17 protein-coding genes and 5 tRNA genes are annotated in these 25,285 nt (G+C 48.1%); 5 read left to right on the top strand and 17 right to left on the bottom strand.

All coding sequences use genetic code 11. From position 1 onward, the window contains the following. The first annotated feature begins 6 nt into the window (after positions 1-6). The gene (locus H6570_18360; protein ID MCB9321249.1) at positions 7-2,256 is read left to right on the top strand and encodes a M56 family metallopeptidase; all 2,250 of its coding nucleotides are present in this window, start codon (positions 7-9) and stop codon (positions 2,254-2,256) included. 105 nt (positions 2,257-2,361) lie between these two features. Here H6570_18360 and H6570_18355 read toward each other — a convergent pair whose 3' ends face one another. After that, entirely contained in the window at positions 2,362-3,090 is a 729-nt protein-coding gene (locus H6570_18355; GenBank protein ID MCB9321248.1) for a glycosyltransferase family 2 protein, read from the bottom strand. Between the two features lie 145 nt (positions 3,091-3,235). Between H6570_18355 and H6570_18350 the strand changes: the two genes are divergently transcribed. The 4 genes from H6570_18350 (at position 3,236) to H6570_18335 (ending at position 9,687) form a co-directional block, all read left to right on the top strand. Beyond that, positions 3,236-5,047 (top strand): hypothetical protein, encoded by a 1,812-nt coding sequence (locus tag H6570_18350; protein MCB9321247.1) that lies wholly within the window; start codon positions 3,236-3,238, stop codon positions 5,045-5,047. Continuing rightward, positions 5,037-6,269 carry an RtcB family protein gene (locus H6570_18345; protein ID MCB9321246.1) on the top strand — a complete coding sequence of 411 codons (1,233 nt, stop codon included), beginning with the start codon at positions 5,037-5,039 and terminating at the stop codon, positions 6,267-6,269. The genes H6570_18350 and H6570_18345 overlap by 11 nt, the downstream gene beginning before the upstream one ends. Positions 6,270-6,341: 72 nt before the next feature. Continuing rightward, on the top strand, positions 6,342-9,071 hold the full coding sequence (locus H6570_18340; protein ID MCB9321245.1) for a gliding motility-associated C-terminal domain-containing protein: 2,730 nt from the start codon (positions 6,342-6,344) through the stop codon (positions 9,069-9,071). A gap of 1 nt (position 9,072) precedes the next feature. Next, positions 9,073-9,687 carry a riboflavin synthase gene (locus H6570_18335; protein MCB9321244.1) on the top strand — a complete coding sequence of 205 codons (615 nt, stop codon included), beginning with the start codon at positions 9,073-9,075 and terminating at the stop codon, positions 9,685-9,687. A 15-nt stretch (positions 9,688-9,702) separates the two neighbouring features. Here H6570_18335 and H6570_18330 read toward each other — a convergent pair whose 3' ends face one another. The 16 genes from H6570_18330 to raiA all read right to left on the bottom strand — a co-directional run bounded on the left by H6570_18330 (position 9,703) and on the right by raiA (position 25,203). Continuing rightward, entirely contained in the window at positions 9,703-10,896 is a 1,194-nt protein-coding gene (locus H6570_18330) for an ROK family protein (protein MCB9321243.1), read from the bottom strand. Between the two features lie 452 nt (positions 10,897-11,348). Beyond that, entirely contained in the window at positions 11,349-15,632 is a 4,284-nt protein-coding gene (rpoC, locus tag H6570_18325; GenBank protein ID MCB9321242.1) for a DNA-directed RNA polymerase subunit beta', read from the bottom strand. Between the two features lie 36 nt (positions 15,633-15,668). Further along, entirely contained in the window at positions 15,669-19,490 is a 3,822-nt protein-coding gene (rpoB, locus tag H6570_18320; GenBank protein MCB9321241.1) for a DNA-directed RNA polymerase subunit beta, read from the bottom strand. A 152-nt stretch (positions 19,491-19,642) separates the two neighbouring features. Beyond that, positions 19,643-20,026 (bottom strand): 50S ribosomal protein L7/L12, encoded by a 384-nt coding sequence (gene rplL / locus H6570_18315; protein MCB9321240.1) that lies wholly within the window; start codon positions 20,024-20,026, stop codon positions 19,643-19,645. A gap of 69 nt (positions 20,027-20,095) precedes the next feature. Further along, complete coding sequence (locus tag H6570_18310; GenBank protein ID MCB9321239.1) at positions 20,096-20,620, bottom strand: 50S ribosomal protein L10; 525 nt, start codon at positions 20,618-20,620, stop codon at positions 20,096-20,098. A gap of 32 nt (positions 20,621-20,652) precedes the next feature. Further along, positions 20,653-21,345 carry a 50S ribosomal protein L1 gene (locus H6570_18305; GenBank protein MCB9321238.1) on the bottom strand — a complete coding sequence of 231 codons (693 nt, stop codon included), beginning with the start codon at positions 21,343-21,345 and terminating at the stop codon, positions 20,653-20,655. 61 nt (positions 21,346-21,406) lie between these two features. After that, on the bottom strand, positions 21,407-21,847 hold the full coding sequence (gene rplK, locus H6570_18300) for a 50S ribosomal protein L11 (protein MCB9321237.1): 441 nt from the start codon (positions 21,845-21,847) through the stop codon (positions 21,407-21,409). 24 nt (positions 21,848-21,871) lie between these two features. Further along, positions 21,872-22,420, bottom strand: a complete 549-nt coding sequence (gene nusG / locus H6570_18295; GenBank protein MCB9321236.1) for a transcription termination/antitermination factor NusG — start codon at positions 22,418-22,420, stop codon at positions 21,872-21,874. Between the two features lie 30 nt (positions 22,421-22,450). Further along, positions 22,451-22,639 (bottom strand): preprotein translocase subunit SecE, encoded by a 189-nt coding sequence (gene secE, locus H6570_18290; GenBank protein ID MCB9321235.1) that lies wholly within the window; start codon positions 22,637-22,639, stop codon positions 22,451-22,453. Between the two features lie 14 nt (positions 22,640-22,653). Beyond that, positions 22,654-22,726, bottom strand: a tRNA-Trp gene (locus H6570_18285). Positions 22,727-22,834: 108 nt separating this feature from the next. Continuing rightward, complete coding sequence (gene tuf / locus H6570_18280) at positions 22,835-24,031, bottom strand: elongation factor Tu (protein MCB9321234.1); 1,197 nt, start codon at positions 24,029-24,031, stop codon at positions 22,835-22,837. A 51-nt stretch (positions 24,032-24,082) separates the two neighbouring features. Further along, positions 24,083-24,154 (bottom strand) — tRNA-Thr (locus tag H6570_18275). Between the two features lie 171 nt (positions 24,155-24,325). Beyond that, positions 24,326-24,398: transfer RNA gene (locus H6570_18270), tRNA-Gly, on the bottom strand. A gap of 32 nt (positions 24,399-24,430) precedes the next feature. After that, positions 24,431-24,516 (bottom strand) — tRNA-Tyr (locus H6570_18265). 26 nt (positions 24,517-24,542) lie between these two features. Beyond that, a tRNA-Thr gene (locus H6570_18260) sits at positions 24,543-24,615 on the bottom strand. Between the two features lie 285 nt (positions 24,616-24,900). Further along, positions 24,901-25,203, bottom strand: a complete 303-nt coding sequence (gene raiA / locus H6570_18255) for a ribosome-associated translation inhibitor RaiA (GenBank protein ID MCB9321233.1) — start codon at positions 25,201-25,203, stop codon at positions 24,901-24,903. Between the last annotated feature and the right edge of the window lie 82 nt (positions 25,204-25,285).

The following is a 25,285-nucleotide window of genomic DNA, read 5'->3' as shown; positions in this document are numbered from 1 at the left end:
ATTCCCATGTCAGCCCTGTTCTCCTGCCTCACCATAGCCTCTGCCTGGCTATTCCTTTTTCAACTGATTTACCAGCTCTTTCTCAAACCGGTACCCGCCCCCGCCTTCAACCGCACCGCGATTCTGGCCAGCATGGGTCTTACATTCATAATTCCCTTTTTGCGCATCCCGCTACCTTCCGGTGCAAGGTCCACCACAGGCCTGGCCACACCAATAATTAATATTCCCGTCAGCTCGCCTGAACCCATAATGCAGGGGATCATACCCTGGGCACCACCGGGAACACCCTACTCTCTTTCATTGGATGAGGCAGCCATAGGGATCTGGGTCCTGGGCTTCCTGATAGCCGCACTACTTCTCATGCTGAAATTACGCCGGATCTTTACGTACTTAAGCACTGCGCAGCCCGTAGTAAATGCACCTTATCGACATTGTCTGTACCATCCCAAATTGCCTCGGGCCGCTTCATTTGGGAAATTCCTTTTTTGGCATTCACCGGTATTTGATCCCAAAGACCAGGTTGTTCTTGAGCACGAAATGGCTCATCAAAAGTTACATCATGTCCTGGACAATTTTGTCCTGGCATTTTTAAAAACCATCTTCTGGTTTCACCCGGCAGCCTATTACTTCCAACGTGAAATACAACTGGTGCATGAGTTAAAAGTAGATCAATTGCTTATTCAAAAAATAGCTCCGGCGGAATATCTTAAACTTCTTATGAGATATCAAAAGGAATTGTACCATCCTTTGACCACCGGGTTTGCCTCCTATCTGGAACAGCGGATCAGCTATATGATCCTAAAAAAGAAAACAAAACAAACCCGGTTAATAATAATTTCTGCTGCCATTATTGTAACCATTTCAGTCCTGCTGCTCTCCGCTTTCAAAAATGATTCTTCAAGAGCACATTTGATGGGTTGGAGCGAGCGTCCCATATTTCAATATGCGGATCATACCACTGGCCTGGATGACTCAGCTTTCGTATTACAGTGGGGAAATGCGCAATTCCTGCTACAGCCACATCTCGAGGTAATAAACATCAATGAATCAACCGGAAAACAGAAATATAAACCACTGCTTTTGCTGTCTAATAGCAACCAGCTTACCAATATCCAAACCCTGTTGGAATTGTTAAAGGATAAACCAGTCCTGCGCTACAAAAATCGCAACTACCGGATAGGGTCAGGTTTTAATTCAGGATTTATCAGCTTTAATCAAAAAATCCAGGATACCAGCATCTGGCGCGATTTTAATTTTGGCAAAAGAAACAACATAAATTATACGGATTTATCAACCGTTGCAAAAATCATCCATGCAGCTCCGGGTGCCGATACCTATCTTTCTCTGAATTTATTCGGTGAAGAGGTCGAAGTCCGTATTTATCTCTATGCCAATCTCCCACAAAATGATTCAGAAGCTTTCCTCCAGGTAAGTGACCGTGAAATTCCGTTATCCCGGATAGCTTCCAGGTCAATCCATAATTTTTCATTACCCCGGGAATTATTCCTCAATGTCAACAACCATGGAAATTTTATTCATAATGGAAAAATAGCACCAACAAAAATGGAACGTTGGGTAATCTTTTATCCGGACACCATTTTGTCTTTTCCGGAATTTCCAGCTGATAAATTTTCCAATGCCATTGGTTGCATTGCCAGCATTCAGGTGGATCAGGGTTTTTACATGGCTTCGTTTTCCCTCACACCGAACCTTACTGAAAATCCGGTGACTACTCTGTCCAATAATCATTTTTTTGACTTACTGACAGATCCGATCATTCAGGTTGCTGCTCCGGTTGCAATTAAATACAAAAATTCACCATTGTCCCTGGAATGGGGAAAATTAAATTTCTGTCTGGACGGAACTTGTAAAATTGGAAATTATCACATCAAACCCAAAGCGTTTGAAAAAATGCTGCGTAAAATACCTGCATTAAATCAGAACAATCGCAGCAAGACAGACACCCTCTACCTGGACATATACCACATCCGAAGGCAGGAAGTTCCGGTCACCCGTCACCTGGTCTACGACCTTAACCGTAAAAAAATAATATCAGGACAGGAAGACCTGGCAGCAATGAAATCGCAATACCTGATTGATGAATTTTTCAATATTACGAGGGTTGCACTACATCAAAACGGTACCTCCCTTGGCAGCAGTGCTTTTCAAATTTCATTCAAACCGGACATTACCAGACCGGACTTTTCAAATGATCCACAAAAATTACAGGAAATGATCGCAAAAGTTTTTCAATAATCCGCAGATAAGCATTAAACCTCTATTACCTCTTTTACCTTTGCTACCTCTTTTACCTCTGTTACCTTTTTTACTTTTTTTACCTTTTTTACCTTTTTTTACCTTCTACCTCTTCGCCCACAAATTATACTTCATGATACACCAGATGGCGCGGAAACCATCTCGCCAGCCGATCTTTTTGCCTTCGGCATAAGTACGCCCGTAGTACGATATGCCGACTTCGTAAATCCGCACCTTCGGTACCCGACTCACCCGGGCGGTGACTTCGGGCTCAAAACCAAAACGCTTCTCACGCAGCGGCAACGATTGGATGATGTCCGACCGGAATAACTTGTAGCATGTCTCCATATCGGTAAGGTTCAGATTGGTGAACATATTGGACAAACTGGTCAAAAACCTGTTGCCGATGGAATGCCAGTAAAAAAGGATCCGGTGTGGATTGCCACCCATAAACCGGCTGCCATAAACCACATCGGCAAATCCCTGGATGACCGGTTTTAAGAGGATATTGTATTCCTCCGGATCGTACTCCAAATCTGCATCCTGAATCACCAGGTATTCGCCGGTAGCATGCTTTATGCCGGTATGCAGCGCGGCACCTTTGCCCTGATTCACTTCATGGGCCAGATACCGAAACCCCTGATCCGGGTATTCCTCCAGGTACTCCCTGATCACATCCTCGGTATTATCCCGGCTGCAGTCGTTCACGATGATGATCTCCTTCCGGATGCCGGCAATGAGCTCTACATCGCGTACCTTATCCAGGATCAGCCGGATGGTGGGTCCTTCGTTGTAAGCCGGTATGATGATGGAAAGTGTTTTGATTGGTTGCATGCCATGAATTTAAGTATCTTCAGCACAGTAACAAAAGTAGGCAAAACACCGAGAAACACAGCTATGCCCTCCAATTTCATACATATGGCCTGTCCTCCTGAACATCCTTCACAACTTACTTCCGGATCGGATAAAAACACGCCTCATGAATCGTGATCGCTCCTGGAGTATGTGGGTGCTGGTCCTGTGTTGTCTGTGGATCTGGATCGTCGGATTTTTCTATTACCCCAAATGGAATAAATCACGCACTGAGGCCACCATCAGCTGGGATGTCTCGGGATATTACTATTACCTGCCTGCCCTTTTCATATACCATGACATCAAACACCTGGCCTGGTCGGATTCGATCCAGCAGAAATATTATCCTGCCAGCACCCAATACCAGGCATTTGACCATCCCTCCGGCGTCAAAGTGATGAAGTACGCAGCCGGTATGGCAGTACAATACCTGCCCTGGTTTTTGATCGCCCACGGGATAGCGCAACTGACACACTTTCCGGCAGACGGCTTTTCACCACCATACCAGTTCATGCTATCATTCGGCAGCATATTTATGGCCTGCCTGGGGTTGTGGTTTATCCGGAGGTTGTTATTGAACTATTTCAGCGATTCGGTGGTGGCTATCACACTGCTCTTATTGGTCATCGGCACGAATTACCTGAACTATTCAGCCATCGATGGAGCGATGACCCACAACTACCTGTTCACGCTTTACGCCATGCTGCTCTGGTTCACCGACCGCTGGTACCGGCAGCCTTCCTGGTTCGATTCGTTCGCGATCGGGGCATGTCTCGGATTGGCTGCCCTGACCAGGCCTACGGAGATCATAGCCGGGGGAATCCCACTTCTGTGGGGCCTGACCGACATTCGAAAATTGCCGGCACGCCTGCAATACTGGTGGGAACAGCGACGGTATCTGATCCTGGCCATCGGAGTCATGGCAGCGATCGGATCCATTCAGATCATCTATTGGAAATGGGTAGCGGGTGAATTTTTGGTGTACAGCTATCAGGATCAGGGCTTCAGCTGGTTGCATCCGCATCTCGGCAATGGCCTCTTCAGTTATAAAAAGGGGTGGCTGGTTTATACCCCGATGATGGCGCTGGCATTGATTGGTTTTTATTATCTCTGGCAACACTGGCGCTCCTTGTTCTGGGCTACGCTGACTTTTGCCATGGCATTCATTTACATCACCTTTGCCTGGGACATCTGGTGGTACGGAGGAAGCCTGGGACAACGGGCTATGGTGCAGAGCTATGCCGTATTAACCATCCCTCTGGCGGCGATGGTGACACAGATCAAAACCTGGCGGTCATGGACCCAGTGGATTGCCGCAGGCGTGATCACGCTATTTACCTATTACAATCTTTGGCTTACCCACCAGGCGCATAAAGGTGGATTGCTGGATCCGGAAAACATGACCAAGGCCTACTTCTGGAAGGTGCTGGGCCGCTACCATCAGCCGGAAGATTATAAGAAACTCATGGATACCGATGAATATTTTGATGGTATCCGGAAGGACGTACATGAAATAGCCCATTTTGACTTTGAAGCCGACACGACGATCCACACCTGTGATTTTCCTCCTCTGGATGGCAACCGGTCGCTTTGCCTGGACCAGGAACATCCCTACAGCGATGAATATTCGGTCCAGTTGTTGCCGGGAGATGCCACCTGGATTCGGATCACCTTTAAGGCCATGGCTCCCCACAAAGAATGGGATCTCTGGAAAATGACTCAACTGATCGTCCGTTTTTACCGCAATGATCAGAAGGTCAAAGAAAATTACATCCGGGTACACCGCTTTCTGAATGATCAGCAGGCAGCGCTCCTCTTCATGGATGTGAAACTGCCACGAGGTGATTTCAACCGGATGAGTTTTCTCTTCTGGAACGTAAACAGTGACCGGCAGCTGTTGTTGGATGATATAAAGGTAGAAACGTTCAATGCCCAATAAGTCCCACCTGCACATTTTTGGTGAGCCGCTGATCGATGAAGCTACTATCCGGCAGATCAATACCTGCGCCCGGTCAGGCTCTTATGCCGCCCTGACGGCAGACGCGCATTATGGTTACAGCCATCCGATAGGTGGTGTTGTAGCCTATCGGGACCAGGTATCCTTATCAGGTGTCGGGTTTGACATCGCCTGCGGCAATAAGGCGGTTCGCACCATGGTTGATGTCGCGGACATTGACATTGTGAAGCTCATGGATGAGATCGAACGCGTGATTTCATTCGGCATCGGACGTAAAAATCAGGAGCGGGTGGATCATCCGGTCCTCGACCGCATTGCCCGTCTGGACCTGGGTATCCCTGCTTCGCAAAAGAATAGCCTGCGTGAGAAAGCTGTCACCCAGCTGGGTACTGTAGGAGCCGGCAATCATTTTGTGGATCTTTTTACGGATGATGCAGGTAAGCTTTGGATAGGCGTTCACTTTGGATCTCGTGGTTTCGGTCACTCCCTGACCATGGGTTTTATCGCTCTGGCCCAGGGTAAAGCTTTCGGCGATCGTGTGCAGGAGGGATCGATGGACGCTCCACCAATCCTCTTTCATCAGGACTCACCCACAGGACAGGCTTACCTTGAGGCACTTGATATAGCGGGTGAATATGCCTATGCCGGAAGGGATTGGGTAGTCAACCGCATATTACAGATCCTGCAGACCCATACGAATTACGAAGTACACAACCATCACAATTTTGCCTGGAAGGAAACCCATTTTGAAGAAGCATATTGGGTGGTTCGTAAAGGATGTACCCCTGCCTTTCCCGGGCAGCAGGGATTTATCGGATCCACCATGCTGGATGAGTCGGTGATTGTAGAAGGTGTGGAATCTCCCGAGGCCAGGGATAGTCTTTATTCTACCGTGCATGGTGCTGGCAGAGTCATGTCACGGCGTCAGGCAGCCGGTAAGATCAAGTGGCAAAAAAATCCGGACGGTACGCGCCGTTTGGTCCAGGTTGCACCTGGCAAAGTTGATTTCAGAAGGACACAATCTGCAGCACGCTCCGCTGGTGTTGAGCTGCGGGGTGGCGGGGCAGATGAAAGCCCTGAATGCTACAAATCACTTCAGGAAGTCCTTTCTTATCATGCCAAAACCATTCGCATCTTGTACCGCCTGCGCCCGGTCGGGGTCATCATGGCCGGAGCGGAAGTATATGATCCGTATAAAGATTAACGGGATCGACTAAATCAGCACATTGTACGTTTAAAATAGAAAGGATTAACTTTAGGATTGGAATCGGTCTGATTGAATTTCAAAGCAACCATATTACTTCTCTTACTCCTGGGATTGTTCGTACCACACAGCCTGCTGGCTACGCATAACCGGGCAGGTGAGATCACCTATGAGCAAATCAGCGACCTGACCATACGGGTCACTATCGTGACCTATACCCGTATCCGTGGTGCCGAAGTAGACCGACCGCAGTTGGGGCTTTACTGGGGGGATGGAAAACTGGATTCACTGCGCAGGGTCAATGGTCCTATAGGACAAGGTGAAGAACTCGCCAACAACGTAAAAAAGAACATTTACATCGGAGAACATACCTATCCGGGGCCCGGCACCTATACACTTTTGACCCTGGACCCCAACCGTACCGCTGGCATCCTGAACGTCGATCCGCCCAACTCGGTCAATGTACCTTTTGCCTTGCAGACCACTTTCACGCTGTTGAGCACCCAGTTTCAGGGATACAACAGCTCACCGCGTCTCCTTCAGCCTCCGATCGATTATGCTTGTCTTAATGAGCGATTTATTCATAATCCCAATGCCTTCGACCCTGACAAGGACAGTCTCGCTTATGAGCTGATCGTTCCTTTAGCCGGGCCGGACATGGAAGTTCCGAATTATAAATTCCCCAATGAAATCTCGCCAGGACCCGAAAATCAAATTGACATCAACGAAGTAACTGGTGATTTTATCTGGGATGCCCCCCAGCGGGTAGGAGAATACAACATCGCCATCAAGATTTATGAATACCGGGAAGGTGTACTGATCAATACGACCATCCGGGACATGCAGATCTTTGTACAGGACTGCAACAATCAACCACCGGAAATAGAGACCACTGAAGATCTTTGTGTCATTGCCGGAGATACCGTACGCATTCCGGTCACGGTTACGGATCCGAACAAAACGGATAAAGTGCAACTTACTGCCCTTGGTGGTCCTTTCATACAGGACGTAAGTCCGGCTTATATGGAAGGCCCTACCGGATATGTAAACCAACCGTTGCAAGCAACATTTGTGTGGCCAACCCTCTGTGACCATGTGTCCAACCGTGATTATACAGTCGTTTTCCGTGCGGTGGATGATGATCTGGATACCACTGGACTGGCCAACCTTAAATCGGTGCGCATCCGGGTAATCGCTCCGGCTCCCCAGGATCTGGAGATCGAACCCCAATCCAGCGGATTACTGCTCAGCTGGGAAAAACCCTATGCCTGTGACCTGACCTTTAAAGATTATTTCCGGGGATTTTCCATCTGGCGGAAAGTGAATTCCGTCACGTTTGAGCCGGATACCTGCTCGCCGGGTTTGGCTGGGCTTGGCTACACCCAGATCGGGTTTGATGTTCTTACGATGGAGAATGGTCGATACACATTCCTCGATCAGGACCTGGAGAAAGGGAAGACCTATTGCTACCGTATTCAGGCTGAATTCGCCTACCTGTCCAATGGAGGTTACACCTTCAACCGGACGCCCAGCCTGCCATCGGAAGAGGTCTGTGCCCAACTGGTGCGGGATGTTCCTTTTATCCTTAATGTCAGTGTTGAAAATACCGATCCAAGCCAGGGCGAAATATATCTCCGCTGGACCAAACCGGTGGGTGCAGACCTGGACACGGTTACCCATCCAGGGCCCTATGCATTTGATCTCATGCGCGCAGATGGTATCGGCGGCACCAATTTCTCCCTGATCAACCGCTGGACGTCAACTTTTCTTGGTTCATTCAAGGACACGGTTTGGCAGGATCAAAATCTGAATACCACACTAGCATATACGTACAAGATCCTTTTTTATACCCAGGGTAATGTCGTTTCGTATGGAGAAAGCCAGCCGGCTTCTTCGGTATTTTTACAGGTGGTTGGCAAAGACAAGTCCAATGAGCTGTCCTGGAATTACAGGGTCCCGTGGAGTAATTACCAATACGTGGTCTATAAGATGCAGGGTCAGACGTTTGACTCCATAACGACGGTCACTACAACATCCTATACCGACCAGAATGGCATCAATAATGGTGAAAACTACTGCTATGCCGTCCGTGCTTTAGGCACCTATGGCATATCGGGATTCCCACCCGTTCTTGAGAATTATTCCCAGATAAGCTGCGCAGTACCGTTTGACTCGATTGCGCCCTGTCCACCACAGGTGAGCGTGGAGAATCTCTGTTCACAGGCATTACCAGGCACACCAGCTGAGGAATTTATCAATACCATTACCTGGCAGGTACCGCTGTCCGGGTGTGACCGCGAACGGGATTTTGCAGCCTACCGCATCTATTTCGCGGCAAACAAAATCTCGGATTTTACATTGATCGGAGAAGTGCCGGCATCCAATAAACTGGAATTTAAACACAAACCGGAAACAGGTATTGCCGGGTGCTATGCCGTAACCTCAGTGGACAGTGCCGGTAATGAAAGCGAATTCAGCGTGATCCAGTGTGTCGACAATTGTCCGGATTTTCTGCTTCCCAATGCATTCACCCCGAACGGTGATGGACACAACGATTATTACATACCCATCACCCACCGGTTTATTACCCATATTGAAATGAAGATCTTCAATCGCTGGGGCGGGCTCGTTTTTGAAACCACCGATCCCCAAATCAACTGGGATGGCACAGGATTGAACGGCCGCGACCTGGCAGAAGGTGTCTACTATTACACTTGCCGGGTTTTTGATACCGCTACCAGTACCAATCCGGATAAAACGGAAGTACTCACCGGATACATTCACTTAATTCGAGGCGAATAACATGTTTTCAGGAATCATTGAGGCTACAGGTATTATCACAGAAATTCGATCGGAAGGCAGCAACTTGCGATTCATCATTGCCTCCCGGTTAGCACCCGAATTGCAAATTGATCAGAGCATCAGCCACAACGGCGTCTGTCTTACCGTCATAGCCCATGACCAGGAATCGCATCAGGTTGTAGCCATCAGGGAAACACTGTCAAAAACCACACTGGGAACATGGAAACCAGGTGACACCGTCAATCTGGAACGCTCCATAACTCCGGCAACACTCTTGGACGGCCACCTCGTCCAGGGTCATGTGGATGCCGTGGGTATATGTACCTCCTTACTGGCCCAAAATGGAAGCTGGGAATTTACCTTCCAGTTCCCTTCCGAATTTGCAGGACTGCTTGTTCAGAAAGGTTCAGTGAGCATTGACGGTACATCTCTTACTGTCATCGATCCCGGACTGGACAATTTCCGGGTGGCGATCATTCCCTATACCTATGAGCATACCCGCATGGGAAGGATTGAGCCCGGTGACTCCGTCAATCTCGAATTTGATGTAATCGGTAAATATTTCTTGCGTCAGCTGGAAGTTGAAGGCTGGCGCGAAAAACTCCGGCAAGTATAACCGGTAAGCTTACAGTCACTTTTCACGCAACATCAGTTGTACCTTGCTCAGATCGAAATTTTCCAGGTGATCGATCACCAGGGCTCCGGCACCAACCAATTCCGCGTCACCGGCCAGCTCTGAAATTTTTATCTCGGTGTTCTCCGCGAGTTTGGGGATGCTCAGTTCATTGACCGCCTGCTGGATGGGCGCAAGCCATAATTTGCCGGCTCCTGCCCCGATCCCACTCAGGATGATTAAACTCGGATTCAGCAAGTGAATAAGGATGGAAATGCCTCGGCCGATGTTATAACCAATCTCACTAAGTAAGCCGATCGAAAACTGATCGCCCTGAGCCATGGCATTAAATATATCCTGGACCGCTTCTATTTTCTCTTCGGGAAGTGGATTGGGCAACGTGGTAAATTTCCCTTTTGCCATACCTTCTCTGGCTTTGTCCAGGAGCACTTTGATCGAAGTCTCCGTTTCCAGACATCCTATCTTTCCGCAGCTGCATACTTTATTGTTGTTGAACAATGCCATATGACTGAACTCGCCTGCATATCCGTTTTCGCCCCGAAACAATTCACCATTGAGCAATATTCCCAGACCAACTCCCCATCCGATATTGATGGCCAGTGCATTCTTTTTGCCCTGAGCCAGTCCCTTACCCAATTCAGCTAAAGCTACCAGACTGGAATCATTATCAATGATCACCGGTATGCCCAATACAGATTCCATGTACTGGTTGATGTTGCCTGATTTAACTTTCAGGAAGGAGTGATTGATACCCTTTTTCAGGTTAATAAATCCGGGCATACCCACTCCTGCGGCCAATACTTTGGAGGTGTCAATATTGCTTGACATCAACATTTGTTTGGCATGCTGGGTGATGGTCTCCAATGCACCGGGGTTCCCTGCCAGAGGAACCGAGATCGACTGAATGGGCACTATGCTGGTGCCTGTAAGGTCGAAGATGGCCATTCGGGTATTCAACTGATTGATGGCGATGGCGAAAATGTAAAAGTAATCCGGCTTCAGAGAGAACACATGCGGTTTCCTACCTCCGGTCGAAGTAGCAAGTCCTTCTTCAAGCAGTACATTATCATCAATCAGTTCATTAACTGTTGCCGAGGTGAATGGTATGCTCTTGTGGATCAATCGGCTCAGATCAGTACAGGAAAGCCGATCACTATAGTACAATTGTTTTATTATCTGTTCCTTATACATAATAAAACCAATTTATATTGGCGCAAAGTAAATCTACGTATTCAATTTGAAAATATGTATAACAAGCTGTACAGACCATTCCATCAAAAACGTAATCACTTTGCGATGAGGTTACGTACCTACTTCAGATCTAATTCTCTCACATAATCATCATCCGATCGACTGGCATTTTATCTCCGGTACCAGGTTAATAGCCATCATAGAATGATCCCGGCTTGATGACCGGAATCATTCTGATGAGCATGTTGCTGTATAAATAAGAAGGAGTTAAGATGTATTCTTGTCACCGCTCACTGTTCCTTACCGTAGCGAGTTATATACTTTTTTAACCATTTTTAAAGTTAGGTCAAATTTTTAAAACTTCAGAGATTTCCGGGGTAATGTTTTAGAGATGGCAAAAAAAAAGCAGCTTGTCGGTGACAAGCTGCTTTCTATTCTTGACAAAATTCTTTCTAGTCTTCGTACTCGAGTTCTTCCTGGTATTCGTGCATCTCCTGCACATCTTTATGCGTAACCAATAATTGCTCGAATTCACGCATACCGGTACCTGCCGGGATACGTTTTCCAACGATAACGTTTTCCTTGAGTCCATTCAGGTCATCCCTTCTGGCTTGCATGGCTGCACGGGAAAGGACTTTGGTAGTCTCCTGGAAGGAAGCGGCAGAGATCCAGCTTTCCGTACCCAATGAAGCACGGGTTATCCCCTGCAGGATGGAGCTGGAGGTAGCCGGCATGGCATCCCTGTATTCCATCAACCGCTGATCGTTACGCTTAAGGATCGAATTCTCTTCGCGTAACTGACGGATGGTGATCAACTGGCCAGCTTTGTATTTCTGTGAATCTCCCGCGTCAACAATAAACTTCTTATCAAAGATCCAGTCATTGGCAGTCAATACATCATGTTTTTCAACTGCTTCTGCCTCCAGGAAGTTGGTATCTCCCGGGTCTTCAATATTCACACGTTTCATCATCTGACGGACGATCACCTCGATGTGTTTGTCATTGATGCTGATACCCTGCGACCGGTAAACCTCCTGTACACCATTGACCAGGTACGATTGTACGGCAAATGGACCTTTGATATTCAGGATGTCAACAGGAGCAATGGCGCCATCAGACAGAGCCATACCTGCCCGAACGAAGTCACCTTCCTGTACGAGCAAATGCTTGGACATTCCGATGAGGTACTTACGGCGCTGGCCTGATTTCTCATCTTCGACAAATACTTCCCGGTTACCACGCTTGATCTTGCCAAATGCGACAATACCATCGATTTCAGCTACCACTGCCGGGTTGGAAGGATTCCGGGCTTCAAACAATTCAGTTACCCGTGGCAGACCACCCGTGATATCCTGGATCTTACCCAGACGACGCGGGATCTTGACGATCTTGTCACCGGCTTTCACTTCCTGGCCATCATCAATAGAGATGTAACTGCCTACCGGCAGGTTATAGCTCTTGAGTTCTTCGCCTTCCGGGCTGATGATGGTAATTACCGGAATTTTCTTCTTATTCTTTGGTTCGATGACCACTTTCTCGGCATATCCGGTCTGATCATCCCGTTCAATGCGGAAGGTTATACCTTCTTCTACATCATCAAAACGGGCGATACCACCAAATTCACTGGCGATGACTGCATTGAATGGGTCCCATTCGCAGATCACATCACCACGTTTAACCTCCTGACCGTCTTTGACAAACAGGGTGGCGCCGTAAGGGATATGGTGGTTGACGTAGATCTTTCCGCCTTTTGGATCAACGATCCGTATTTCTCCCGAACGGGAAAGTACAACGGTCTCATTCTGGCCCTGCGTAAAGCGCATGCTGTCAAACTCGAGTTTACCGTCAAATTTGGATACCAGTTCGGATTCTGATTTGGAAACTGCGGCGACACCACCCACGTGGAAGGTACGCAATGTCAGCTGAGTACCAGGTTCACCGATGCTCTGGGCAGCAATGATACCAACGGCATCTCCTTTTTCAGCGATCCGGCCGGTAGCCAGATTCTTGCCGTAACATTTGTTGCACACCCCTTTCACAGATTCGCAGGTAAGTACCGAGCGGATGGTTACCACTTCAATACCGGCATCTTCGATCTCCTCGGCTTTCTTTGGAGAGATGTAATCTCCGCCTTCGAGGATGATTTCGTCTGTGACCGGGTTGTAAATGTTATGCAATGAATATCGGCCCTGGATACGTGATGCCAGTGATTCAATGATCTTCTCATTGTCTTTCAATGCACTGGTTTCGATACCACGCAGCGTATTACAATCTTCTTCATGAATGATCACATCCTGAGCGACATCCACAAGACGACGGGTCAGGTAACCGGCATCAGCCGTTTTCAAAGCCGTATCCGCCAAACCTTTCCGGGCACCGTGCGTCGAAATAAAATATTCCTGTACGCTCAAGCCTTCGAGGAAGTTCGAAAGGATTGGGTTTTCGATGATCGCAGCTCCGGTATCTCCTGATTTCCGTGGCTTGGCCATCAGACCCCGCAATCCACACAGCTGTTTGATCTGCTGTTTGGAACCACGGGCTCCGGAATGGAGCATCATGTACACCGAATTAAACCCTCCTTTATGCTCAGACAATTCCTTCATCAGGTTGTCCGTGATCTTATTGTCGGCATAGGTCCACTTGTCAATGATCTGGTTGTACCGCTCATTGTTGGTTATCAGACCCATGTTGTAGTTCTCCCAAACTTCATCCACCTCTTCCTGAGCCATCGTCAGCGTCCGTTGTTTGACGCTGGGCGTGATCAGGTCTCCCAGGTTAAAGGACAATCCGCCCCGGAAGGACCAGGAGAATCCCATTTCTTTGATGTCATCCAGGAATGTGGCGGTTGTTGGAATATCTGTACGCTCAATAATGCCTCCAATGATCTTCTTCAAGCTCTTCTTGGTAAGCAATTCATTGATATACGGTACTTTTTCGGGAACACTCCGGTTGAAGATAATCCGGCCAACCGTCGTTTTTACACGGTTAGAGGTCAGATCGCCTCCCGCGCCTTCGGTACGAACCCGTACATTGACTCCGGCATGCAGATCCACCCGCTTTTCATTGTATGCGATGATGACTTCCTCCGGAGAATAAAAGCTCATGCCTTCTCCCTTCACTTTCAGGGATTCTGAAGAATGGCGTTCCTTGGTCAGGTAATACAGTCCAAGTACCATATCCTGTGAAGGCAGGGTGATGGGTGATCCGTCCTGCGGGTTCAACATGTTGTGTGAAGCCAGCATAAGCAACTGGGCTTCCAGAATGGCAGCATGGCTCAGTGGCACGTGTACGGCCATCTGGTCACCGTCAAAGTCCGCGTTGAATGCACCGCACACCAGAGGGTGCAGTTGGATGGCTTTACCTTCCACCATGATCGGCTGGAATGCCTGGATGGATAACCGGTGCAGCGTCGGAGCCCGGTTCAGCATGACCGGGTGCCCTTTCAAGATATTCTCGAGGATCTCCCAGATCACCGGATCCTTCCGGTCGACCAGCTTTTTAGCAGATTTTACCGTTTTGACGATCCCGCGCTCGATGAGCTTACGGATAATGAACGGCTTAAACAATTCTGCAGCCATTGCTTTGGGAATACCGCATTCATGCAGTTTCAGGTTAGGACCGACGACGATCACCGAACGACCGGAGTAGTCCACCCGTTTACCCAACAGGTTTTGACGGAAACGGCCTTGTTTCCCTTTGAGGATATCACTCAGTGATTTTAATGCCCGTCCACCTTCTGCCTTGACCGCATTTGACTTTCTTGAGTTGTCAAACAGTGAGTCTACGGCTTCCTGGAGCATCCGTTTTTCGTTACGAAGGATCACCTCAGGAGCTTTGATCTCCAGCAGACGCTTCAGACGGTTGTTACGAATGATCACCCGGCGATACAGGTCATTCAGGTCAGAGCTGGCAAATCGTCCACCATCCAGTGGTACCAGGGGACGCAATTCTGGCGGAATCACCGGCAGGTACTGAATAACCGACCACTCCGGACGGTTTTCAAATACGTGGTTGCTGTCCCGGAAGGCCTCGATTACCCGCAGACGCTTCAAAGCTTCGCTCTTCCGCTGCTGTGAGGTTTCGCTGGCTGCCTTATGGCGCAGGTCGTAGGACAGTTGAGCCAGGTCCAGGCGCTCAAGCATGGTTTTCACCGCTTCAGCACCCATTTTAGCGATAAACTTATTGGGATCGGAGTCATCCAGCAGATGATTATCTTTTGGCAGACTCTCCAATACTTCGAAGTATTCTTCCTCGCTGAGCAAATCCAGTTCGCCTACTCCATTGGCAGTTGCCACACCCGGGTTGATGACCACGTAGCGCTCATAATAGATGATGGATTCCAGCTTCTTGGATGACAGTCCGAGGAGGTAACCGATTTTGTTTGGCAAAGATTTGAAAAACCAGATATGCACTACCGGAACGACCAGTTTGATGTGTCCCATGCGCTCGCGACGCACTTTTTTCTCCGTCACTTCAACCCCACACCGGTCACAAACGATCCCTTTATAACGGATACGCTTGTACTTCCCGCAATAGCATTCGTAGTCCTTGACCGGACCAAAGATCCGCTCACAAAAGAGACCATCACGTTCCGGTTTGTAGGAACGGTAGTTGATGGTTTCCGGCTTCAGTACTTCACCATATGACCGCTCCAGAATGTCATCCGGAGAACAAAGGCTAATGGTGATCGAACTGAATCCTTTTGGTTGTTTACTGATTTTTTTCTTAAAAGGCATAGGTCAAATGCTTAGCTATTTAGAGAATGATAGTGCTCAATCAAATTTTACATCCAGGGCCAAACCGCGCAATTCATGAATCAAAACATTGAATGATTCGGGAATGTTCGGTTCAGGGAGATTATCTCCTTTCACAATCGCTTCGTATGCTTTGGCGCGGCCGACGATGTCATCGGATTTGATGGTAAGCAGTTCCTGCAGGATATTGGATGCTCCGAATGCTTCCAGTGCCCATACCTCCATCTCACCAAAACGCTGACCACCAAACTGTGCTTTACCACCCAGCGGCTGCTGCGTAATGAGTGAGTAAGGACCGATGGAACGGGCGTGCATCTTGTCGTCAACCATGTGATACAGTTTCAGCATGTAGATAACCCCAACGGTTGCCTGCTGATGGAACCGATCACCGGTTTCACCGTCATACAGGAAGGTCTGACCCAGCGAGGGCAGATTAGCCTGTTCGATGTAATTCTCTATCTCCTGCAAACTGGCACCATCAAAAATCGGAGTGGCAAATTTGGTATTCAGTTTTTCTCCAGCCCAACCCAGAACCGATTCAAAGATCTGTCCCAGGTTCATCCGGCTTGGTACACCCAGCGGATTCAGGACGATATCCACTGGTGTTCCGTCTTCGAGGAATGGCATGTCTTCCATCCGCACGATCTTGGAAACAATACCTTTGTTACCGTGACGACCTGCTAATTTGTCACCTACTTTCAGCTTACGTTTTTTGGCAACATAAACTTTGGCAAGTTTCAATACACCTGCCGGCAATTCGTCTCCGATGCTGATGTTGTATTTCTCACGTTTGTAGCGGCCAACTTCTTCGCTGTATTTGATCGAATAGTTGTGCAGCAAACGGGCAATTTGTTCATTGGTCTTACTGTCACCGGTCCAATTGGTGTATTCGATGACGGCAAAGTCCACCTTGTTCAATATTTGCTTGGTGAATTTGGAACCTTTCGGCATCACCTCTTCCTGGAAAGTATTTTTGATACCCTGGGAAACCTGTTCCCGGACCAGGACCAGCAATTTGTCTATTAGAATGGTTTTCAGCTCATTCAAAGAAATGGCGTGGCGGTCTTCCAGTTTGGCCAGAAGGTCTTTTTCCTGTGCTTTCTGGAATTTGTCCTTCTTGGCACGGGCAAAGAGCTGCTTGCCAATGATGATACCGTCGGTGGAGGGGGGTGCTTTCAGTGAAGCATCCTTCACATCACCGGCTTTGTCACCAAAGATGGCACGCAACAATTTCTCTTCCGGAGTCGGATCCGATTCCCCTTTCGGAGTGATCTTTCCGATGAGGATATCACCTTCTTCGATCCAGGCTCCAACGCGGATGATCCCATTCTCATCCAGATCTTTGGTGGCATCTTCGCTCACGTTGGGGATGTCGTTGGTCAATTCTTCTTCACCCAGTTTGGTGTCCCGAACATCCAGTTCGAAGTGTTCGATATGGATGGAGGTAAAGATATCTTCCCGTACAACCCGCTCGTTGATTACGATGGCGTCCTCAAAGTTGTAACCTTTCCAGGGCATGAAGGCCACTTTAAGGTTCTGACCCAGGGCCAGCTCACCGCGGTCGGTAGCATAACCGTCACAGAGGACTGTACCACGGGAAACACGTGCACCTTTACGCACGATTGGCTTCAGGTTGATACAGGTTCCCTGGTTTGTCCGCTGGAACTTAGTCAGGCTATACGACTTAATATTATCTTCAAAGGATACCATTTGTTCCTCCTCCGTGCGGTCGTAACGGATCACGATTTCACTGGCGTCAACGTATTCGACTACGCCATCTCCTTCGGCGTTGATCATCATCCGGGAGTCCATGGCCACTTTGCCTTCCAGTCCGGTCCCTACGACGGGTGAACTCGGACGGATCAGCGGCACAGCCTGACGCTGCATGTTTGATCCCATCAGGGCACGGTTGGCGTCGTCGTTCTCGAGAAATGGAATCAGGGATGCCGAAACCCCAACGATCTGGTTGGGAGCAACGTCCATGTATTCGATCTCTTCCGGGCCCAGTACCGGGAATTCACCGTGTTCACGGCAGCGGATTCGGTCATTGACAAAGGCTCCGGCTTCGTTGATTACCGAGTTAGCCTGTGCAATCTTCTTGAAGTCTTCCCCTTCAGCGGAAAGGTATTCGACGTCATCACGGAGGATCACCTGTCCTTCTTCCACGCGACGGTAAGGTGTCTCCAGGAAGCCCATTTTATTGACCTTGGCATGCACGCACAGCGTAGAGATCAAACCGATGTTTGGTCCTTCCGGGGTTTCAATGGTACAGAGGCGGCCATAGTGTGAATAGTGAACGTCCCGAACCTCGAAGCCGGCCCTTTCGCGAGAGAGACCACCAGGACCGAGTGCAGAGATCCGGCGCTTGTGCGTGATCTCGGACAGTGGATTGGTCTGATCCAGAAACTGCGAAAGCTGGCTCGTTCCGAAGAATGAGTTGATGACGGAAGATAACGTCCGGGCATTGATCAGGTCAATAGGTGTAAACACCTCATTGTCCCGTACGTTCATCCGCTCACGGATGGTCCGTGCCATCCTGGCCAAACCTACACCGAATTGGGCATACAGCTGTTCTCCAACCGTACGAACCCGGCGATTGCTTAAATGGTCGATATCGTCCAGCTCGGCCTTCTGGTTGATCAGGCTGACCAGGTACATTACGATGTGAATGATGTCCTCCTTGGTCAGTACCTCCGTCTTGGGATCGATCGTAATGCCCAGTTTGCGATTGATTTTATATCGTCCTACTTCACCGAGGCTGTAACGCTTATCGGAAAAGAAGAGTTTGTCGATGATACCACGGGCAGTCTCTTCATCCGGGGGGTCGGTACCGCGCAACTGGCGGTAAATGGTTTGTACTGCCTCCAACTCGGATGAGGACGGGTCCTTCTGTAAGGTATTGTATATGATGGAATAGTCTTCCTCGATATCTTCTTTCTGCAGAATGACTGTTTCAATGCCGGTCTCCAGAATAAGGTTGATGTTTTCTTCGTCAAGAATAACATCCCGTTCGAGGATGATTTCATTCCGTTCGATGGTAACGACTTCACCGGTATCTTCGTCCACGAAGTCTTCAGTCCATTTGCGCAGGACACGTGCGGCAAGTTTACGACCCACGGCCTTGGACAACGTCGCCGGAGAAGCGGATACTTCTTCAGCCAGGTTGAAGATATTCAGGATGTCTTTGTCAGAATCGAATCCGATTGCTCTGAGCAGGGTTGTTACCGGGAACTTCTTCTTCCGGTCGATGTAGGCATACATCACCGTATTGATGTCGGTAGCGAATTCCATCCAGGCACCTTTAAAAGGTATGACCCGGGCAGAATATATCTTGGTTCCGTTCGGGTGGTAACTCTGGCTAAAGAATACCCCGGGAGAACGGTGCAGCTGGGATACGATAACCCTTTCGGCGCCGTTGATAACAAAGGTACCTTTAGGGGTCATGTAGGGAATATTACCCAGGAATACATCCTGTACGATGGTTTCAAAATCGATGTGTTCCTCATCGTTACAGGAAAGACGCAATTTGGCTTTCAGGGGTACTGCATAGGTCAGTCCGCGCAATACACATTCTTCGATGGTATAGCGGGGCGGGTCGATGAAGTAATCCAGAAATTCCAGCGTAAAGACGTTACGGGCGTCAGAAATGGGAAAGTTTTCCTGAAAAACGCGATAAAGACCTTCATTGATCCGGTTTTCAGGTGTCGTTTCCAGTTGAAAAAACTCCTGGAACGACTGAAGTTGAATTTCGAGCAAATCCGGATGGGCCGAGGCCAGTTTGATCTTTCCGAAGTTTACCCGTTCTTTTTTGGTTTGAACTTGGATGCCATTGGCTGCCATAGCTATGATTTTGTCAGATGATATGAGGCGTCCCTCAAAAAGGTATAAACAAAGAGAGGCTTAGTGGAATGTGATACACAATCCACTAAGCCTTTTCACCAATGAATGGCTATTTCTTGCAAAAGCATATAAGCTTGCTGCGTTCAAATAGCTTATTTCAATTCTACTTGAGCGCCAGTAGCTTCCAGTTGAGCTTTGATTTTCTCAGCCTCATCTTTAGCAACGCCTTCTTTCAGTACGGAAGGAGCAGCATCAACCAGGTCTTTGGCTTCTTTCAAGCCTAAGCCCAACAGTTCTTTTACTTCTTTTACAACTTTCAGCTTGTTGGCGCCAGCTGAAGTAAGTTCGATATTGAATTCGGTTTTTTCAGGAGCAGCAGCAGCTTCACCTGCACCGCCTGCTGCAGGAGCAGCAATAGCGACAGCAGCAGCAGCCGGCTCAATTCCGTAGTCATCTTTCAGGATGCTTTTCAATTCGTTAACCTCTTTAACAGTCAAATTCACCAATTGTTCTGCTAAAGCTTTCAAATCTGCCATGTTGAAATGTGTTTAAATCGATTTAAAAATATAGCGCGATCGTAACTTGGAAGCCATAATCCGATTGGCTTAGCCTTTTGCTTCAATGGCATCCAGCAAGCCGTAAATGGTGTTTGCACCGGAATTCAAGCTGCCCAGAACACCCTGCATCGGGGATTCGAGCATAGCGATGATCTCGGCAATCACTTCTTCTTTGGTCTTAAGTTGGACCAGTGCCTTGATTTGATCATCTCCGATGAAAACGTCCGAATCAATGTATGCTGCCTTGAGCACCGGTTTGTCAAATTCTTTGCGGAATTCTTCGAGAACCTGTGCCGGCAATTTGGCATTGTCGGAAAACATCAGGGTGGTGGGGCCCCGCAGTATGTCAAAAAGCGGTGCATACCCTTTTTCACCTTCTGATGCTTCAAGTGCTTTCTTTACCAGCGTATTTTTAGCCACAAAGACCTCGATGTCTTTCTGGAAACACAGCCGGCGAAAACGGTTGATTTGTTCTACTGTCAGCGCGGATGAGTCCGTCAGGTAGAAGAAAGTACTTTGTTCAAATTTTTCTTTCAGCCTTGCAATTTCAGCTGTTTTATCTGCTCTCGTCATGGAGTCGAATTTTATAAGCTTGCAAAAAGGGTTTAGCGGACCGCTTTGGTATCCACTTTAATACCGGGACTCATCGTACTGGCAACGGTAATGGATTTCATATAAATCCCTTTAGCCGTAGCCGGTTTCATTTTCTGTAAGGTATGCAGCAACTCTTCGGCGTTTGCCTGGAGTTGTTCCGGTGAAAAGGACACCCGACCTACGGTGCTGTGTACGATGCCGTATTTGTCCGCCCGGAATGAGATCTTACCTTGTTTGACGTCCGCAACCGCTCCCGAAATGTCCATAGTGACCGTTCCGGTTTTTGGGTTAGGCATGAGTCCACGGGGGCCCAGGATACGGCCTACTTTACCGACCTGTGCCATTACGGTAGGCATGGCTATGATTACATCCACATCGGTCCAGCCATTCTGGATCTTGGTGATGTACTCATCCAAGCCGGCGTAATCTGCTCCTGCTTGCGTGGCTTCATCGACTTTGTCCGGTGTACACAAGACCAGAACGGACTTGGTTTTACCGGTACCATGTGGTAAGGATACTGTCCCGCGGATAGCCTGATCGGCTTTCCTGGGGTCAATTCCGAGGCGAACATGAACGTCAACGGACGCATTGAATTTGGTCAGGTTTACTTCCTTAACCTTCTGCATCGCCTCTGCCAGTTCGTACACCTTGGTGTTATCGACTTTGGCATTGGCTTCTTTGCGTTTCTTGCTGATTTTAGCCATGTTCTTCCACGAGTTTATGAAATAATTGAATTTACTTTTAGTTCGGCTGCCTGGGCAATTCTTATTCCCAGGGAGGTGTGCCGGTTACATTCAGACCCATGCTACGGGCGGTACCAGCCACCATACGCATGGCTGACTCCACGGTAAATGCGTTCAGGTCCGTCATTTTGTCTTCGGCAATTGCTTTGACCTGATCCCAGGTCACCGAACCAACTTTTTTACGGTTGGATTCCGGGGAGCCGGATTTGATCTTGGCTGCTTCCAACAATTGTACTGCGGCAGGTGGTGTCTTGATGATGAAGTCAAAAGACTTGTCTTTGAAGACCGAAATCACCACGGGAAGAATTTTACCTTGTTGTTCCTGCGTACGTGCATTGAAACGTTTGCAGAACTCCATGATATTCACCCCTTTGGAACCAAGTGCCGGTCCTACCGGAGGTGCAGGATTCGCCTGGCCTCCTTTCACCTGCAACTTGATCATTGCATCGACTTCTTTTGCCATAATTGAAATTCTTTATAACAGGGTTTACGATTGTTTTTCTATTTGCATGAAGTTCAGTTCCACTTCGGTACCGCGACCGAAAATCTTCACAATGACCTTCAGCTTTTTCTTTTCTTCGTTCACTTCTTTGATATCACCGACAAACTCGTTAAACGGACCATCGATGATCTTGACGGTCTCCCCAACCAGGAATGGCTCGATCAGTGATTCGCCTTCATCCAGGGATTCATCTACCTTACCCAGCATCCGGTTTGCTTCCGCAGGTTGCATGGGGATTGGTGCATTTTTTCCAAGAAAGTGGATGACATTAGGCACATTTGCCAGAGATTGCACTACTTCACCTACCAGCTTATCGGGATCTGCTTCAACGAGCAGGTAACCAGGCAGGATATTCCGCTCCATGACTACTTTTTTCCCGTTGCGTATCTTATATACTTTTTCCGAAGGAACCAGGATCTGAAAAACGATATCCTCCCATCCGGACCGTTTTACTTCCAGTTCCAGACGCTCCTTGATGGCTTTTTCCTTGCCACTTATAACCCGGAGAGAATACCATTTTTTTTCTTGACCCATTACCTTGGATTGTCGTCTGAAGACGTTATTTTAGAAGCTGTAGAAAAATTGAGTTACCTGATTGGATACGGCGTCCATGGCAAATACCAGCAGGGCGATGATTGCAGAAGCAACCAGCACCACCGTGGCACTACTCATCAGGTTTGGCCAGGTAGGCCAGGTCACTTTATTGAGAAGCTCATTATAGCTTTCCTGTAAGTATAATCGAATTTTATCCATGGCTGCTTGCTTTGCACGGGCAGAAGGACTCGAACCCTCAGCCTACGGTTTTGGAGACCGTCGCTCTACCACTTGAGCTATGCCCGTTTTTATAGTGTACAAAAGATTAAGGAAGCAAAACGCCTCACTTAATCTTTCATACGCTAAATATTTTAATTAAACTGCTTGGCGGTTATATGCCGCCGCGGCAGTGGATTAATCTAAAATTTCAGTCACCTGACCAGCACCTACGGTACGTCCACCTTCACGGATTGCAAAACGCAAACCTTTTTCCATGGCGATGGTGTTGATCAATTTAACTTCAAGGCTGACGTTATCGCCCGGCATAACCATTTCTACACCTGCAGGCAATGTTACGTCACCGGTAACGTCGGTTGTACGGAAATAGAACTGAGGGCGGTATCCGTTGAAGAATGGGGTATGACGACCACCTTCTTCTTTGCTCAGTACGTAAACTTCACACTTAAAGTGTTTGTGTGGAGTAACAGATTTAGGAGCACAGATAACCTGTCCACGACGGATCTGATCTTTATCGATACCACGCAGCAACAGACCGGCGTTGTCACCAGCTTCACCACGGTCGAGGATCTTACGGAACATTTCCACACCGGTTACGGTTGAGGTCAGGGTCTTTTCACCTTCTCTCATCATACCGATGATTTCTACCGGATCACCCGTTTTGATAACACCACGCTCGATACGACCGGTTGCAACAGTACCACGACCGGTGATGGAGAATACGTCTTCGATCGGCATCAGGAAAGGCTGATCAACCAGACGTACCGGCTCAGGAATTTCAGAGTCAACGGCATCCATCAATTCTTTAATCGCATCCATGGCTCCGGCATCACCTTCCAGTGCTTTCAGAGCAGAACCTTTAATGATCTTTGCGTCATCACCACCAAATTCATACTGATCCAGCAGTTCACGAACTTCCATTTCGACCAGTTCCAGCATTTCTTCGTCGTCAACGAGATCCACTTTATTCATGAACACGACGATTTTTGGCACACCTACCTGACGAGCAAGCAGGATGTGTTCACGGGTTTGTGGCATCGGACCATCAGTAGCAGCAACTACCAGAATAGCACCGTCCATCTGGGCAGCACCCGTTACCATGTTTTTTACATAGTCGGCGTGTCCAGGGCAATCCACGTGTGCATAGTGGCGCTTGGCGGTTTCGTATTCTACGTGTGCGGTATTGATGGTGATACCTCTTTCTTTTTCTTCGGGTGCAGCATCGATTGAATCATAATCCATCCGTTTTGCCAAACCTGACTGTGACAAAACAAAGGTAATAGCCGAAGTGAGGGTCGTTTTACCGTGGTCAACGTGCCCGATAGTTCCTACGTTAATGTGAGGTTTCGTACGTTCAAAGGTTTCCTTTGCCATCGAATTTTGATTTTAATTTCGATAAATAAAAAATCTGTTTATAAAAACTTGAGCCAATGAAGGGAATTGAACCCTTGACCCCTTCCTTACCATGGAAGTGCTCTACCCCTGAGCTACATTGGCCTCAAACTTCATCGGATTCGGACAGGTACCCAAGGGCATGTCCAGGATAACAGCGCTACCAATGCATAGCCCGGTAATTCCATTCTCCATTAGCTAACTTTCAATTGTTGCGATCATCCTTCCGATGAACGCCAAAATCACCCGGAAGATTCTCAACCAGGTGAAAAAAAGAGCGGGCGAAGAGACTCGAACCCTCGACCCTCAGCTTGGAAGGCTGATGCTCTACCAACTGAGCTACGCCCGCATAATTTTTTGCTCTTCGTCTGCATAGCGAAGTGGTGGGGGTGATAGGATTCGAACCTATTCAGACAGAGTCACCAGATTTACAGTCTGGCCCGGCTCTCCCACTCCGGCGCGCCCCCATGATACATTCACTAAATAAAAGCCGAGCCAGTGGAGGGACTCGAACCCCCGACCAGCTGATTACAAATCAGCTGCTCTACCAGCTGAGCTACACTGGCCTATTAGCGTGTAACTTTCGCAATTTTTGCCCCCTTTTCAAATTAAAAAGAATCCCCGCTAAGGATTCCAACACTATGAAACCGACTGGCTTTTTAAAAGTGCGGACAAATTTACGAACTATTCTAACAATATGAAATATTTTTCTCGCTTTTTGCCGACATTTTCCCGCCCTTTTGGCGCACTTTCAGCCTGTTTTCCGGTCTAAAACCCTAAAAGAGGGGCAAAGAAACAAAAAATCCCGGTCTCATGCAGGCCGGGATCCAAAAGAATCTCACTTTATGCGCTTAATGGGAAGCCCGTATTCGTTCCTTATAGCGGATCAATTGCCTGCGCATGGACTCGGTAGCTCCATCAACAGCAGCTTCAAACGATTTTTGATTGGCTTTACTTACCAATAACTCGCCGGGGACACGGAGGATCAGTTCAGCAATCTTGTCCTGGACTTGCCCGTTCTGTTCCAACCGGAGTACCACCCTGCCATCAATGATGCGGTCAAAAAATACTTCCAGCTTGTCCAACTTGGATTGGATAAAATCAGTCAGTTTGACGTCGGCATCAAAATGCACGGATTCTATTTGAATCTTCATAACCCTACAATTAATTTAAGTAAGTAAATAAAATATTCTTTGTACCTGCTGGCATACCAATTACCATTGTCAACGATCGTGC

It is taken from the genome of Lewinellaceae bacterium (assembly GCA_020636135.1).
GTDB lineage: Bacteria > Bacteroidota > Bacteroidia > Chitinophagales > Saprospiraceae > JAGQXC01.
This window is presented reverse-complemented; position numbering and strand designations above follow the sequence as displayed.

Bases quoted from the DNA above. Each gene is read 5' to 3' on its own strand.
- H6570_18360 (MCB9321249.1), top strand. From the start codon at position 7: ATGTCAGCCCTGTTCTCCTGCCTCACCATAGCCTCTGCCTGGCTATTC.
- H6570_18355 (MCB9321248.1), bottom strand. From the start codon at position 3,090: ATGCAACCAATCAAAACACTTTCCATCATCATACCGGCTTACAACGAA.
- H6570_18350 (MCB9321247.1), top strand. From the start codon at position 3,236: ATGAATCGTGATCGCTCCTGGAGTATGTGGGTGCTGGTCCTGTGTTGT.
- H6570_18345 (MCB9321246.1), top strand. From the start codon at position 5,037: ATGCCCAATAAGTCCCACCTGCACATTTTTGGTGAGCCGCTGATCGAT.
- H6570_18335 (MCB9321244.1), top strand. From the start codon at position 9,073: ATGTTTTCAGGAATCATTGAGGCTACAGGTATTATCACAGAAATTCGA.
- H6570_18330 (MCB9321243.1), bottom strand. From the start codon at position 10,896: ATGTATAAGGAACAGATAATAAAACAATTGTACTATAGTGATCGGCTT.
- rpoC (MCB9321242.1), bottom strand. From the start codon at position 15,632: ATGCCTTTTAAGAAAAAAATCAGTAAACAACCAAAAGGATTCAGTTCG.
- rpoB (MCB9321241.1), bottom strand. From the start codon at position 19,490: ATGGCAGCCAATGGCATCCAAGTTCAAACCAAAAAAGAACGGGTAAAC.
- rplL (MCB9321240.1), bottom strand. From the start codon at position 20,026: ATGGCAGATTTGAAAGCTTTAGCAGAACAATTGGTGAATTTGACTGTT.
- H6570_18310 (MCB9321239.1), bottom strand. From the start codon at position 20,620: ATGACGAGAGCAGATAAAACAGCTGAAATTGCAAGGCTGAAAGAAAAA.
- H6570_18305 (MCB9321238.1), bottom strand. From the start codon at position 21,345: ATGGCTAAAATCAGCAAGAAACGCAAAGAAGCCAATGCCAAAGTCGAT.
- rplK (MCB9321237.1), bottom strand. From the start codon at position 21,847: ATGGCAAAAGAAGTCGATGCAATGATCAAGTTGCAGGTGAAAGGAGGC.
- nusG (MCB9321236.1), bottom strand. From the start codon at position 22,420: ATGGGTCAAGAAAAAAAATGGTATTCTCTCCGGGTTATAAGTGGCAAG.
- secE (MCB9321235.1), bottom strand. From the start codon at position 22,639: ATGGATAAAATTCGATTATACTTACAGGAAAGCTATAATGAGCTTCTC.
- tuf (MCB9321234.1), bottom strand. From the start codon at position 24,031: ATGGCAAAGGAAACCTTTGAACGTACGAAACCTCACATTAACGTAGGA.
- raiA (MCB9321233.1), bottom strand. From the start codon at position 25,203: ATGAAGATTCAAATAGAATCCGTGCATTTTGATGCCGACGTCAAACTG.